Source organism: Cellulomonas sp. P1_C4 (assembly GCF_056406355.1).
Genome location: NZ_JBFUAI010000019.1, coordinates 77,833 through 91,795 on the forward strand (window position 1 = coordinate 77,833; position 13,963 = coordinate 91,795).

General features: G+C 73.1%; 14 protein-coding genes. 11 read left to right on the forward strand and 3 right to left on the reverse strand.

Going from position 1 to position 13,963, the window contains the following annotated elements:
• Positions 1-6 precede the first annotated feature (6 nt).
• A complete protein-coding gene (locus tag AC1DYZ_RS15525; RefSeq protein ID WP_456826454.1) occupies positions 7-1,689 on the forward strand; it encodes an ABC-F family ATP-binding cassette domain-containing protein in 1,683 nt (560 codons plus the stop codon).
• On the opposite strand, the gene AC1DYZ_RS15530 is transcribed toward AC1DYZ_RS15525, so the two are convergent.
• Positions 1,690-2,286, reverse strand: coding sequence for a LysE/ArgO family amino acid transporter (locus AC1DYZ_RS15530; RefSeq protein ID WP_477066050.1), 597 nt, complete (start codon positions 2,284-2,286; stop codon positions 1,690-1,692).
• Positions 2,287-2,358: 72 nt separating this feature from the next.
• Here AC1DYZ_RS15530 and AC1DYZ_RS15535 point away from each other — a divergent pair, with 72 nt between their 5' ends.
• The 7 genes from AC1DYZ_RS15535 (at position 2,359) to AC1DYZ_RS15565 (ending at position 8,237) form a co-directional block, all read left to right on the forward strand.
• Positions 2,359-3,300: a LysR family transcriptional regulator ArgP gene (locus tag AC1DYZ_RS15535; protein WP_477066051.1), complete on the forward strand. Its 942-nt coding sequence runs from the start codon at positions 2,359-2,361 to the stop codon at positions 3,298-3,300.
• Between the two features lie 224 nt (positions 3,301-3,524).
• On the forward strand, positions 3,525-3,974 hold the full coding sequence (rplM, locus tag AC1DYZ_RS15540) for a 50S ribosomal protein L13 (protein WP_370504642.1): 450 nt from the start codon (positions 3,525-3,527) through the stop codon (positions 3,972-3,974).
• A 38-nt stretch (positions 3,975-4,012) separates the two neighbouring features.
• Entirely contained in the window at positions 4,013-4,501 is a 489-nt protein-coding gene (gene rpsI / locus AC1DYZ_RS15545; protein ID WP_056088985.1) for a 30S ribosomal protein S9, read from the forward strand.
• 127 nt (positions 4,502-4,628) lie between these two features.
• Positions 4,629-5,978, forward strand: a complete 1,350-nt coding sequence (gene glmM, locus AC1DYZ_RS15550; protein ID WP_477066052.1) for a phosphoglucosamine mutase — start codon at positions 4,629-4,631, stop codon at positions 5,976-5,978.
• Positions 5,978-6,643 (forward strand): peptide deformylase, encoded by a 666-nt coding sequence (locus AC1DYZ_RS15555; RefSeq protein WP_477066053.1) that lies wholly within the window; start codon positions 5,978-5,980, stop codon positions 6,641-6,643. The genes glmM and AC1DYZ_RS15555 overlap by 1 nt, the downstream gene beginning before the upstream one ends.
• Positions 6,644-6,807: 164 nt before the next feature.
• Positions 6,808-7,506 carry a DedA family protein gene (locus tag AC1DYZ_RS15560; RefSeq protein WP_477066054.1) on the forward strand — a complete coding sequence of 233 codons (699 nt, stop codon included), beginning with the start codon at positions 6,808-6,810 and terminating at the stop codon, positions 7,504-7,506.
• 137 nt (positions 7,507-7,643) lie between these two features.
• Positions 7,644-8,237, forward strand: coding sequence for a hypothetical protein (locus tag AC1DYZ_RS15565; RefSeq protein ID WP_477066055.1), 594 nt, complete (start codon positions 7,644-7,646; stop codon positions 8,235-8,237).
• 3 nt (positions 8,238-8,240) lie between these two features.
• Here the strand turns inward: AC1DYZ_RS15565 and coaA are convergent, their stop codons facing one another.
• Positions 8,241-9,191, reverse strand: coding sequence for a type I pantothenate kinase (gene coaA / locus AC1DYZ_RS15570; protein WP_477066056.1), 951 nt, complete (start codon positions 9,189-9,191; stop codon positions 8,241-8,243).
• A 63-nt stretch (positions 9,192-9,254) separates the two neighbouring features.
• Between coaA and glmS the strand changes: the two genes are divergently transcribed.
• On the forward strand, positions 9,255-11,111 hold the full coding sequence (gene glmS, locus AC1DYZ_RS15575; protein WP_477066057.1) for a glutamine--fructose-6-phosphate transaminase (isomerizing): 1,857 nt from the start codon (positions 9,255-9,257) through the stop codon (positions 11,109-11,111).
• A complete protein-coding gene (locus AC1DYZ_RS15580; RefSeq protein WP_477066058.1) occupies positions 11,108-11,461 on the forward strand; it encodes a holo-ACP synthase in 354 nt (117 codons plus the stop codon). The genes glmS and AC1DYZ_RS15580 overlap by 4 nt, the downstream gene beginning before the upstream one ends.
• 2 nt (positions 11,462-11,463) lie before the next feature.
• Here the strand turns inward: AC1DYZ_RS15580 and AC1DYZ_RS15585 are convergent, their stop codons facing one another.
• On the reverse strand, positions 11,464-12,450 hold the full coding sequence (locus AC1DYZ_RS15585; protein ID WP_477066059.1) for an LLM class F420-dependent oxidoreductase: 987 nt from the start codon (positions 12,448-12,450) through the stop codon (positions 11,464-11,466).
• Positions 12,451-12,543: 93 nt separating this feature from the next.
• On the opposite strand from AC1DYZ_RS15585, the gene AC1DYZ_RS15590 reads away from it, so the two are divergent.
• A partial coding sequence (locus AC1DYZ_RS15590; RefSeq protein ID WP_477066063.1) for a bifunctional ADP-dependent NAD(P)H-hydrate dehydratase/NAD(P)H-hydrate epimerase occupies positions 12,544-13,963 on the forward strand: 1,420 nt, incomplete at its 3' end.

A 13,963-nucleotide genomic window follows, 5' to 3' on the forward strand; every position in this document is an offset into this window, starting at 1 on the left:
GGAGGCATGGGTCATCTCGACATCGGCGGCATCGGGTACGTGCTCTCCGACGGGCGTCCGCTCCTCGACGACATCACGTTCCGCGTGGGCGACGGCGCGCGCGTCGCCCTGGTGGGCCCGAACGGTGCGGGCAAGACGACGCTGCTGCGGATCGTCGCCGGTGACGAGCAGCCGCACTCCGGGTCCGTGGGGCGCAGCGGCGGGCTCGGGATCATGCGCCAGGACATCGGCAGGATCCACGACGACCGCTCGATCCGGGACCTGCTGGCCTCGCTGGCCGCGCCGGCCGTCCGCGACGCCGCGGTCGAGCTCGCCGCGGCCGAGGTGGGGATCATGGAGGTAGACGACGAGCCCGCGCAGATGCGGTACGCGCAGGCGCTCGTCGACTGGGCCGACGTCGGGGGCTACGAGGCCGAGGCGGGCTGGGACCGGGTCACCGACGCCGTGCTGTCCATCCCGTTCGAGCAGGCGCAGCACCGCGAGGTGCGCACGCTGTCGGGCGGCGAGCAGAAGCGGCTGGTGCTCGAGGCCCTGCTGCGCGGACCCGACGAGGTGCTGCTGCTCGACGAGCCCGACAACGCGCTGGACGTGCCGACGAAGCGCTGGCTCGAGGACAAGCTGCGGGCGTCGAACAAGACGGTGCTCTTCGTGAGCCACGACCGGGAGATGCTCGCACGCGTCGCGACGCAGGTGGCGACCCTCGAGCCCGGCGTGATGGGGGCGGCGGTCTGGGTGCACGGCGGCGGCTTCGCGACGTACCACCAGGCGCGGGAGGACCGGCGCTCGCGGCTCGAGGAGCTGCTGCGGCGGTGGGAGGAGGAGCACGCGAAGCTCAAAGAGCTCGTGCTGACCCTCAAGACGAAGGCCGCGTTCAACGACGGTCTCGCGTCGCGCTACTCGGCGGCCCAGACGCGGCTGCGCAAGTTCGAGGAGGCGGGCCCGCCGACCCTCCTGGCCCGCGAGCAGAACGTCCGGGTGCGGCTTCGGGGTGGCCGGACCGCCAAGCGCGCGGTCGTCGCGACGGGTCTCGAGCTGACCGGGCTGATGAAGCCGTTCGACCTCGAGGTCTGGTTCGGCGAGCGCGTCGCCGTGCTCGGGTCGAACGGCTCGGGCAAGTCGCACTTCCTGCGGCTGCTCGCGGCCGGCGGCAGCGACCCCGGCCCGGAGCACGCACCCGCCGACGACCTCCCCGTCGCGCCGGTCAACCACACCGGCCGCGTCGTCCTCGGTCCGCGGGTGCGGCCGGGCTGGTTCGCGCAGAACCACGGGCATCCCGAGCTCGTCGGCCGCACGCTGCTCGAGATCCTGCACCGCGGCGAGGGCCACCGTTCGGGGCTCGGGCGCGAGCAGGCCAGCAAGGCGCTCGACCGCTACGAGCTGGTCGGCGCCGCGGAGCAGCGGTACGAGACGCTGTCCGGCGGCCAGCAGGCCCGCCTCCAGATCCTGCTGCTCGAGCTCGGGGGAGCGACCCTGCTGCTGCTCGACGAGCCGACCGACAACCTCGACCTGCACTCGGCCGAGGCCCTCGAGACCGGCCTGGCCGCGTTCGAGGGCACGGTGCTGGCCGTCACCCACGACCGCTGGTTCACGCGCACGTTCGACCGGTACCTCGTGTTCGGCGCGGACGGCGAGGTGGTCGAGACGCCCGAGCCGGTGTGGGACGCCGCGCGCGTGGACCGGGTGCGCTAGTCAGAGCACGAGCGCGACCGCCAGCGTCGCCATCACCACCGCGATGACCAGGTCGAGCACCTGCCAGGCGCGGGGCCTCGCGAACACGGGCCGCAGGTACGCCGCGCCGTACCCGAGCGCGGTGAACCACACGACGCTCGCGGTCACGGCACCGACGCCGAACACCCAGGCGCCCGGGTCGTGCTGGTGCGCGAGCGACCCCAGCAGGACGACGGTGTCCAGGTAGACGTGCGGGTTGAGGAACGTCAAGGCGAGGCAGGTCGACAGGACCGCCCCTAGCGCGGCCGGCCCCTCGGCGGCGGGGTCGAGGCGGGCCGGGTGCCGGGCGCGCAGCGCGGCGCCGACGGCGAGGACGAGCAGGAACACCGCACCGGCGTACTTCGTGACCGTGAGCACCGTGGGGTGCGACGTGACGAGCACGCCGACGCCCGCGATGCCCGCCGCGACGAGCAGGGCGTCCGCCGCGGCGCAGATGGCGACGACGGGCAGGACATGCTCGCGCCGAATGCCCTGGCGCAGCACGAAGGCGTTCTGGGCGCCGATGGCGACGATGAGCGACAGGGCGGTGAGAAAGCCCGAGAGGGCGACGGCGGGCACGACGACGACGCTAGGCGAGCAGCGTAGGTGAAGACCAGTTCATGTTCCTCATGAACCATTAGGATCATTCATGTGGCATTCGATGCGGATCAGCTGAGCGCCCTCGCGGCCGTGGTGCACGAGGGCAGCTTCGACGCGGCCGCCGCCCGGCTGCACGTGACGCCGTCGGCGGTCAGCCAGCGGATCAAGGCGCTCGAGCAGCAGGTGGGTCGCGTGCTGGTGCTGCGCACGCGTCCGTGCAGGCCCACCCAGGACGGCGAGGTGCTGGTGCGGCTGGCGGGGCAGGTGGAGCTGCTCGGTCGGGACGCCCTGGGTCAGCTGGTCCCGGCGCCGGGCGGCCCGCGCGGGGCGCGGTCGTCGGCCGCGACGCGGCGGCTCCCGGTGGCCGTGAACGACGACTCGATGTCGACCTGGTTCCCCGCGGCGGTGGCCGACCTGCCCGCGGACGTCCTGCTCGATCTGCGGCGCGAGGACCAGGAACTGTCCGCTGACCTGCTGCGGGACGGCACCGTGATGGCGGCGGTGACCGCCGACCCGCGCGCGGTCCAGGGCTGCCGGGTCCGCCGTCTGGGGGCCATGCGCTACCTGGCGGTCGCGGCGCCCGGGCAGCGGGACCGCTGGTTCGCCGACGGGCTGGGGGCCGAGGCGTTCGCCGCGGCGCCCCTGCTGGCGTTCAACCGGGAGGACGGCCTGCAGGAGCGCTTCGTGGCGTCCGTCGTCGGCCGGCGCACCGTGACGCCGCTCGTGCACTTCGTGCCGTCGCAGTCGGCGTTCGTCGGGCTGGTCGAGGCCGGGCTCGGGTGGGGGATGGTGCCGGAGGTGGCCGCGGCGGAGCGCATCGCCGCGGGTGCTCTGGTGGAGGTCCGGGCCGGCAAGCACCTCGACGTGCCCCTGTACTGGCAGCACTGGGCCCTGCGCACCCCCACGCTCGACGACCTCACGGAGAGGGTGGTCCGGGCCGCCGCAGGCGCGCTGCGGCCGGTGCCGCGGCACGGCCCGCCGGGCGCTGCTTGACGCGTTTTGACCCCCCGGCGGGGCGGCGGCTACCCTGGTGAGTCGTTGTGCGTCCCCGTTCCGGCGGCTGCTCGTGCCCTCTCAGCACGCAGCACCGAGCCAGAACGGCAGGGCTGGTGCGTTCCCGCTCGCCGCCCGGATGCCGACGAAGCATTCATCGGCGGACCCGCACCCTGCGTGGTCTCGCCGCGACAAGACTCGCAACGAAACGAAGGCTGACGACCGTGCGTACGTACACCCCGAAGCCCGGCGACGTCGAGCGGAACTGGTACGTCATCGACGCGACCGATGTCGTCCTGGGCCGCCTGGCCACTCATGTGGCCACGTTGCTGCGCGGCAAGCACAAGGCGACTTTCGCTCCTCACGTCGACGGCGGTGACTTTGTCATCGTCATCAACGCGGAGAAGATCGCACTGACCGGCAACAAGCGCGAGAACAAGCTCGCGTACCGCCACTCGGGTTACCCGGGTGGCCTCCGCGCCGTGGCCTACTCCGACCTCCTGGAGAAGCACCCCGAGCGCGCGATCGAGAAGGCTGTCCGCGGCATGCTCCCCAAGAGCTCGCTCGCGCGTCAGCAGCTCACCAAGCTCAAGGTCTACGCCGGTGCCGAGCACCCGCACGCGGCGCAGCAGCCGAAGCCCTTCGAGATCACCCAGGTCTCTCAGCAGGCGTGAGCCGGCTGAGTACAGAGAACAAGGACGCGAGGACACCAGTGGCAGAGACCACGGTCGACATCGACCTCGAGGGCGATGACACCCCCACCAGCTACACCTCCGAGACGGCTGCCCCCACGGGCCGCGGTCAGAGCATCACGGCCCCGGCGAACGCGCTGGGCCGCCGCAAGGAGGCCATCGCGCGCGTGCGCCTGGTCCCCGGCACCGGCCAGTGGAAGGTCAACGGGCGCACGCTCGAGGACTACTTCCCCAACAAGGTGCACCAGCAGCTCGTGAACTCCCCGTTCAAGCTGGTCGACGTCGAGGGTCGCTTCGACGTCGTCGCCCGCATCACCGGTGGTGGCGTGAGCGGCCAGGCCGGCGCGCTGCGCCTGGGCATCGCCCGTGCGCTGAACGCGATCGACGAGGAGCACAACCGCCCGGCCCTGAAGAAGGCCGGCTTCCTGACCCGCGACGCCCGCGTCGTGGAGCGCAAGAAGGCCGGTCTCAAGAAGGCCCGCAAGGCTCCGCAGTACTCGAAGCGCTGATCTTCGCGCTTCGGCCCGATGGCCCCGCCGGTCTTGCGACCAGCGGGGCCATCGGCATGTCTGCCACCATCGACCTGTTCGCGCGCGAGGGGCTGCGCAAGGCGCCCCACGACGAAGGAGTCTGACCATGGGCCGACTGTTCGGCACCGACGGCGTGCGTGGGCTCGCCAACCGGGACGTGACCGCAGAGCTCGCGCTCGACCTCTCGGTCGCGGCAGCGCACGTGCTCGGCTCGCTCGGCCAGTTCGAGGGCCATCGCCCGCGCGCGATCGTCGGCCGTGACTCGCGGGCGTCGGGCGAGTTCCTCGCCGCCGCCGTCTCCGCGGGTCTCGCCTCCGCCGGCGTGGACGTCAACAACGTCGGCGTCCTGCCGACCCCGGCGGTCGCGTACCTCACCGCGGAGCTCGGCGTCGACATCGGGGTCGTGCTCTCCGCGTCGCACAACCCGATGCCCGACAACGGCATCAAGTTCCTCGCCAAGGGCGGGCACAAGCTCGACGACGAGCTCGAGGCCGCCATCGAGGCGCGCATGGGGGAGAGCTGGCAGCGGCCCCTCGGCGGCGACGTCGGCCGCATCCGGGTCGACACCGGGCGCGCGGGCGAGCAGTACGTCGAGCACCTCGTCGGCACCATCGACGTGCCGCTGACCGGTCTGCGGATCGCGGTCGACTGCGCGAACGGCGCCGCGAGCGACGTCGGCCCGGCCGCGCTGCGAGAGGCCGGTGCCGACGTCGTCGTCATCAACGCCTCGCCCGACGGGCGGAACATCAACGAGCTCTGCGGGTCCACGCACCCCGAGCAGCTGCAGGCCGCGGTCGTGGCCTCGGGCGCGGACCTGGGCGTCGCGTTCGACGGCGACGCCGACCGGTGCCTGGCCGTCGACGCCGCGGGCGTGCTGGTGGACGGCGACCAGATCATGGGCATCCTTGCGCTCGCGATGCGAGACCGCGGCGCCCTCGTCGACAACACCCTGGTCACCACGGTGATGAGCAATCTCGGGCTGAAGCTCGCGATGCGGGACGCCGGCATCGCGACCATCGACACCGCCGTCGGCGACCGGTACGTGCTCGAGGCGATGCGCGCGGGCGGGTTCTCGCTCGGCGGCGAGCAGTCTGGGCACATCATCATGGCCGCGCACGCGACGACGGGTGACGGCGTGCTGACCGCGCTCCAGCTCGCCGCCCGGGTTGCCGCCACGGGCATCCCGATCGCGCAGCTGGCCGGCGTGGTGAACCGCCTGCCGCAGATCCTGGTCAACGTGCCCGGCGTCGACAAGCGTCGCGCCGACACCGACCGTCCCCTGCTCGACGCCGTCCGCGCCGCGGAGGCCGGGCTGGGCGACACCGGGCGGGTGCTGCTGCGGTCGTCCGGCACGGAGGACCTCGTCCGCGTCATGGTCGAGGCTGGCACCCAGTCCGAGGCGGACCGCGTGGCGCACGAGCTGGCCGACGTCGTCCTGCAGCGGCTGGCGCTCTAGTGCCGTCCGGGCCGCAGTGGGAGCAGGCGCTGCGTGACGTCGCGCTGTGGATCATCGAGGCCGGGACCCGGACGCCCGAGAGCGTCGCGCCGATCGTCCAGGCCGGCCATCCGGCTCTGCGCTCCGTCGCGACGCCCTACGACGCCCAGCTCTCCGACGACGAGCTCGCCGCCCTCGTGGGCGTGATGCACCGGACGATGCGGGCTGCGCCGGGCGTCGGCCTGGCCGCTCCGCAGCTCGGGCTGCCCCTGGCCCTCGCCGTGCTCGAGGACCCGGGGACGGTCTCGGACGAGCACGCCGAGGTCCGGGAGCGCGGCGCGCTGCCGTTCCGGGTGCTCGTCAACCCGCGGTACACGGCCGTCGGCGCGGAGCGCGTCGCGTTCTACGAGGGGTGCCTCAGCGTCGTCGGGTACCAGGCCGTGGTCGCGCGTGCGCGGCAGGTGCACCTGGTCGCGCTGGACGAGCGGGGCGAGGCGGTCGACGAGGTCGTCAGCGGGTGGTCGGCACGGATCGTCCAGCACGAGGTCGACCACCTCGGCGGCACCCTGTACCTCGATCGCGCCGAGCTCCGCTCGCTGGCCGCCTCGGACGAGTTCGGCGCAAGGTGGGCCGCCGAACCCAGCCCGACCTCCGCCGCCCGAGCGCTGGGCTTCCCCCTGCCCTGAGCGCGCGTCGTGGGTCGGAGCGGGGTCCGACTCCGGGATGATTCGGGGCTGCACCAGGGATGAACCGGGGGGCACCCCTATGTCTTCCGACCCCCGTGCCGACTTACCGTGGAACCAGAACATCGGGGCACCCGCCCGCGGTGCACGACGCAGGAGGATGTCACGTGATCGAGGAGTGGGCGCTCGCCCTCGTCGGTTCGCCGTGGATCTTCGTCGTGCTGTACCTGTTCGCCACGATCGACGGGTTCTTCCCGCCGGTCCCCAGCGAGTCCATCGTCATCGCCCTCTCGGCGATCGCGATGTCGCAGGGCTCGCCCAACATCGGGTTCGTGATGCTCGTCGCCGCCGCCGGAGCGTGGACCGGCGACCAGATCGCGTACCAGATCGGCACCAAGGTCAAGGTGCGCGACCTGCGGGTCCTGCGGTCCCCACGGGGCCAGGCCGCTGTCGACTGGGCGGAGAACGCGCTCGCCAACCGCGGCGCGGCCTTCATCATCGCCGCGCGCTACATCCCGATCGGTCGGGTCGCGGTCAACATGACCGCCGGCGCGGTCGCGTACAGCCGGCGCCGGTTCATGGGGCTGACGGCGATCGCCGCGGTGACCTGGGCCTGCTACTCCGCGGTGATCGGCATCGGTGCCGGCGCCTGGCTCCACGACCACACGCTGGTGGCGGTGGGCGTGGGCGTCGTCGGCGGCCTGGCCATCGGTGTGGTGATCGACTGGATCCTGCGCCACCTGACCCGCCACCGCGCCGGCGAGCAGGCCGGGCCGGCGCTCCGGGTGGCCGACGCCGGCGACGTCCCGCGGCCGGAGACCGTCCCCCCGGTCACGGGACGCTCACGATCCGACCCCGCCGCCTAACGATCCGGCATCACCCCGTCATTTCCCCCATGACTGTGCTTACTCTCTGACCGTGTCGACGTCGCGGTCGGCGCTCCCGTGCCTGTCGACACCCCCGGGGGTGCGCTTCGGCATGGGGCGGTGCGACAGGGGGCGAGATGGGCGAGCGTGCGCGGTGGGGCGTCGGCCTCGCGCTGCCCGCGGCCTTGGTGCTGGGCCTCGCGGCCTGCAGCGCGCCCGAGAGCGCACAGGACGCCCCGACTGCCATCGTCGCCGCGACCGCCGACTGCCTGGCGGCGCAGGTGCTCGCCGACCTCCAGCTCGCGTCCGCCGGTGAGCCCGAGGAGGAGAGCAGCCCCCGCCCCGACGCGCCCGAGGTGGGGCGCGTGCCGGACGGGTTCCACCCCGTGAGCGTCGTCGTCTGCACCCCGGGTGGCACGCTGCACGACTCCTCGGGCACCTGGACCGCGCTGACGGCAAGCCGACGGGAGGGCGACCTCGACGCGCTCGTCGTCGCCCTGCGGCGGCCGTCGGCGGAGCAGGGGGGCACCTGCAGCACGGCGTCCGTGATCCCTCCCGCGCTCTGGCTGGTCGACGACCTGGGCCACGCGATCCGACCGTCGTGGCCCACCGACCGGTGCGGTGGACCGCAGGAGGCGGTGTCGACGGCGCTCGACGCGCTGGAGGAGACGGACAGCGAGCAGTACCCCGTCCGGCTGCTGCAGGCGGCCGAGGCGAGCCCCGGCCGCTGAGCCCTACAGCTTGCGGAGCCGGACGCGCTCGACGGAGTGGTCGCGGCCCTTGGTCAGCACGAGGGTGGCGCGGCTGCGCGTCGGGAGGATGTTCTGCACCAGGTTGGGCTCGTTGATCGAGTCCCAGATCCGCTCCGCGCGCTCGACGGCCTGGTCGTCGGTGAGGGCGGCGAACCGGTGGAAGAACGACTCGGGCCGCGCGAACGCCGTCTGTCGGAGGGCCAGGAACCGGTCCACGTACCAGCGGCGGACGTCGCTGGTCCGGGCATCGACGTAGATCGAGAAGTCGAAGAAGTCGCTCACCGCGAGGTTCGACGTTCCCTCCGCGGTGGGGCGGGCCGGCTGGAGAACGTTCAGGCCCTCGACGATCAGCACGTCCGGGCGGTTCACCACGACCTCGCGGCCCGGGAGGATGTCGTAGGTGAGGTGGTCGTACACCGGGACGCGGACCTCGGGGCGGCCGGCCTTGACCTTGGACACGAACCGCAGCAGGGCGCGGCGGTCGTAGGACTCGGGGAAGCCCTTGCGGTCCATCAGCCCGCGGCGTTCGAGCTCGGCGTTCGGGTAGAGGAAGCCGTCCGTCGTGACCAGCTGGACCCGGGGGGTCGCCGGCCAGCGCGCGAGGAGCTCGCGCAGCAGGCGGGCGGTGGTGGACTTGCCGACCGCGACCGACCCCGCCACCCCGATGACGAACGGGGTCCCGCCGACGTCCTCGCGCAGGAACGTGCTCGACGCCGCGTGCAGCCCGCGGGTCGCCTCGATGTGGAGGTCGAGCAGCCGCGAGATCGGTCGGTAGATGGCGTCGACCTCGGCCAGGTCGATGGGGTCGCCCAGGCCGGCGAGGCGTTCGACGTCGGCGTCGGTGAGCGGCAGCGGGGTGGAGGCGGAGAGCCTCGTCCAGGCGTCGCGGTCCAGGTCGACGTAGGGCGTGGCCGGGGTCAGCGACGGTGGCACGGGGACGATTGTGCCCGAGGTCGGCCACGGGGACCGACCGGGCGCCCCGGTAGACTCCCCGCCATGTGTGGAATCGTCGGCTACGTCGGTAGCCAGGTAGCCAGCGACCGCCCCCTCGACGTCGTGCTGGAGGGTCTGCGGAGGCTGGAGTACCGGGGCTACGACTCGGCCGGCGTCGCGCTGGTCAGCCCGGACGGCCGGCTGGCCACCGCGAAGAAGGCCGGCAAGCTGGCCAACCTCGTCGAGGAGGTCGACCTGCACCCGCTGCCGGACTCGACGGCCGCGATCGGGCACACCCGCTGGGCGACGCACGGCGGCCCGACCGACGTCAACGCCCACCCGCACGTGGCCGGCAAGCTCGCCGTCATCCACAACGGCATCGTCGAGAACTTCGCCACCCTCAAGGCCGAGCTCGTGGCGGAGGGCGTCGAGTTCCTCTCGCAGACCGACACCGAGGTCGCCGCGCAGCTCATCGCGCGGGCGTACAAGGGCTCCGGGGACCTCACCGAGGCCATGACCGCGGTGGCGCGCACGCTGCACGGCACCTTCACGCTGCTGGCTGTGCACGAGGACGCGCCCGACACGGTCGTCGGCGCCCGGCACGACTCGCCGCTCGTCGTCGGCATCGGCGACGGGGAGAACTTCCTCGGCTCCGACGTCGCGGCGTTCATCTCGCACACGCGCGAGGCGCTGGAGCTGGGCCAGGACCAGGTGGTGACCATCACGCCGGACGCCGTCGCGGTGACGGACTTCGACGGTCGTCCCGCGCAGGCGCGCCGGTACACGGTCGACTGGGACGCGGCCGCCGCCGAGAAGGGTGGCTTCGCCTCGTTCATGGACAAGGAGATCCACGACCAGCCGCAGGCCGTCGCGGACACCCTGCTCGGCCGGACCGACGTCCGCGGGCGTCTGGTGCTCGACGAGGTCCGCATCGATGAGTCGGTGCTGCGCACCGTCGACAAGATCATCGTGGTCGCCTGCGGCACCGCGGCCTACGCCGGGCACGTCGCCAAGTACGCGATCGAGCACTGGTGCCGCATCCCCGTCGAGGTCGAGCTCGCGCACGAGTTCCGGTACCGCGACCCGGTGGTCGACGAGCGGACCCTGGTGGTCGCCGTCTCGCAGTCCGGCGAGACCATGGACACGCTCATGGCCGTGCGGCACGCGCGCGAGCAGGGCGCCAAGGTGCTCGCCCTGGTGAACACGCACGGCTCGACCATCCCGCGCGAGTCCGACGCCGTGCTCTACACGCACGCGGGCCCCGAGATCGCGGTCGCGTCCACCAAGGCGTTCCTGGCGCAGATCACCGCGGCCTACCTGCTGGGGCTCTACCTCGCGCAGCTGCGCGGCAACATGTACGCCGACGAGGTCGCCGCGATCCTCACGGAGCTGCGGGCGATGCCGGACAAGATCCAGCAGGTGCTCGACCGGTCCGACCGCGTGCGCGAGACCGCGCGGTCCATGGTGGACACGAAGTCCGTGCTGTTCCTCGGCCGGCACGTCGGGTTCCCCGTGGCGATGGAGGGTGCGCTCAAGCTCAAGGAGCTCGCGTACATCCACGCCGAGGGGTTCGCCGCCGGGGAGCTCAAGCACGGGCCGATCGCGCTCATCGACGAGGGGCAGCCGGTGTTCGTCATCGTGCCCTCCCCGCGCGGGCGGCACTCCCTGCACTCGAAGGTCGTCTCGAACATCCAGGAGATTCGCGCCCGCGGGGCCCGGACGCTGGTGATCGCCGAGGACGGCGACGAGGACGTGCTGGCCTACGCCGACGAGGTGTTCTTCGTCCCGCAGTCGCCCACGCTGCTCGCCCCGCTGCTCGCCGTCGTGCCGCTGCAGGTCTTCGCGTGCGAGCTGGCCACCGCGAAGGGCCTCGACGTGGACCAGCCGCGCAACCTCGCGAAGTCCGTCACGGTCGAGTGATCGTCGGGGTAGGCATCGACGTCGTCGACGTCGCCCGGTTCGTCGAGACGCTGCACCGGGTGCCGGCGCTGCGCGAGCGGCTGTTCACGCCCGAGGAGCGCGAGATGCCGGAGACCTCCCTCGCGGCGCGGTTCGCCGCGAAGGAGGCCATTGCCAAGGCCCTCGGTGCCCCCGGCGGCATGAGCTGGCAGGACGCGACCGTGCGCCGGGTGCTCGGTGCGCAGCCCGTGGTGGAGGTCGTCGGCACGGTGGCCGCCGCGGCGGCGGCGGCCGGCGTCGACCGGTTCCACCTGTCCATCTCCCACGACGCGGGCATCGCGTCGGCCGTGGTGGTCGCCGAGCGGGACTGAGGTCAGCGCAGCGCGGGGATGACCTCGTTCTCGAAGAGCTCGATGCCCGAGCGGTCGTAGGCGGCCTCGGCGAAGTACGTGATCGCGTAGGTCATGCCGAGCTTCTCGAGCGCCTGGAGCTTCTCGACGATCTGCTCCGGTGTGCCGACGAGGGGGCCGTTGCGGAAGTTCTCCGCCTCCTGGGCGGCCTTGGCGGGCACCGTGTTGCTGTAGTGCTCCTCGACCCAGGCGATCCGGTCGTCGACCTCGGCCTCGGTGGCGCCGATGACCACGTTGTAGTTGGACGAGCGCGTGATCTCCTCGAACGGGCGCCCGATGGCGTCGCAGTGGCCGCGCAGGACCTGCGACTTGTGGGCGAAGCCCTCGAGCGAGCCGTCGAAGTTGGTGTACGAGGCGTGCTCGGCCGCGATGCGCAGCGTCTTCTTCTCGCCGCCGCCCGCGATCCACAGCGGCGGGCCGTCCACCTGCAGGGGCAGGGGGGACAGCTGGGCACCGTTCACCTGGTAGTGCTCGCCGTCGAGCGTGGCCGTGCCGTTGGTCCACAGCTGCTTGAAGATCTGGACGCCCTCGTCGAGCATCGCGATCCGCGTCCCGGCGGACGGGAAGCCGTAGCCGAAGGCGAGCCACTCGTGCTCGTACCAGCCGGCCCCGATGCCCATCTCGACGCGGCCGCCCGAGATGATGTCGGCGGTCGCCGCGACCTTGGCCAGGTAGGCGGGGTTCCGGTACGCCATGCACGTGCACATCTGGCCCAGCCGGACCCGGCTGGTCGAGGCGGCGAACGCGTTGATCAGGCTCCACGCCTCGTGCGTGGCCTCGCCGTTGGGTTCCGGCACCGCGTGGAAGTGGTCGTAGACCCAGATCGAGTCGTAGGCGTCGCCCTGGTCGGCGTGCGTGGCCAGGCCGCTCATGGTCTGCCAGTGCTCGCGCGGGTCGATGCCGGTGAGGTCCTGCCGCCACCCCTGAGGGATGAAGAGTCCGAAGCGCATGACCGGCACGTTACCTGCGCGGCGGCGGCGGCGCTGGTTCGGTCGAATCGTTGCGGTCACGGGTGTGGGCATGTGCCCTACTCACCCGCCAGGATGGGAGGCGTGCTGCAGACCTGGACCTCCGCGCAGGTGCGTGCCGCCGAGCAGCCGTTGCTGGCGGCCGGTGAGCCGCTGATGGAGCGGGCCGCGTTCGCGCTGCACGTGCACGTGGCCCGCGCGCTGGAGGAGCTGCGGGGTGGGGTGGCGGGTTCACGCGTGGTGGTCCTGGCCGGGTCGGGCAACAACGGGGGCGATGCCCTCTACGCCGGTGCGCTGCTGGCCCGACGCGGCGTCGAGGTGCACGCGGTCCTCACCTCGGATCGCGCGCACGAGGGCGGGCTGGCGGCGGTGCGGGCGGCCGGCGGGCGGGTGCGAGGGCTCGACGACGACGCCGCCCCGCTCGCGGCCGGCGCGGACGTCGTGCTCGACGGGATCCTCGGCATCGGCGCCGACGGGTCGGGCCTGCGCGGTMGGGCGGGCGAGCTGGTCGAGGCGCTCCTGGCGCTCGGGCGGCCCTACGTGGTCGCGGTCGACGTCCCCTCGGGCCTCGGGGTCGACGACGGACGTCGGGACGGGACCGTGCTCGACGCCGACCTCACGGTGACCTTCGGTGCGCTCACGCCCGGGCTCCTGCTCGCGCCGCGCGCCGCGGGCCGGGTGGAGCTGGTCGACCTCCGGCTCGACCTCGCGGGCTCGCCTGCCGTGGTCCGGCTGGAGCCGTCGGACGTCGCCGCCCTGTGGCCCGTGCCCACCGCGGACAGCCACAAGTACACGCGCGGTGTCCTCGGCGTGGTCGCAGGTTCGCGTGCCTACCAGGGCGCCGCGGTGCTGACGACGAGCGCGGCCGTGCGGGCGGGCGTCGGGATGGTGCGGTACCTGGGCGACGTCGGCGACGTGGTCGTCGGGGCGCACCCGGAGGTCGTGGTCGGCAACGGCAAGGTTCAGGCCTGGGTGTTCGGGCCGGGCGTCTCGCCGGACGACGCCGGGCAGCGGCGGCGCATCGAGTACGCGTTCGAGCACGTGCTCTCGCGGGGGGAGGCCGCCGTGGTCGACGCCGGCGCGCTCGAGCTGCTGCCGCCCCACATCGGCCCGCACGCGGTGCTCACGCCCCACGCGGGGGAGCTGGCCCGGCTGCTGAGCCAGCGCGGCGAGCAGGTCGAACGGACCGACGTCGAGGCGGACCCGCTGCGCTGGGCCCGTCGGGCCCACGAGCTCACCGGCGCGACGGTGCTGCTCAAGGGGTCGGTGACGGTCGTCGCCGGGGCACAGGGGGCCGTGTACGCCCAGTCCGACGCCCCGGCGTGGCTCGCGACGGCGGGCGCCGGAGACGTGCTCGCGGGCTTGCTCGGTGCGCTGCTGGCCGGTCGGGTCGACGAGGTCCACGACGACCCGTCGCTCGCGGCCGCGCTCGCGGCGACGGCGGCGCTGGTCCACGGCCGCGCGGCGCGCCGGGCCAACCCCGGCGGTCCCATCG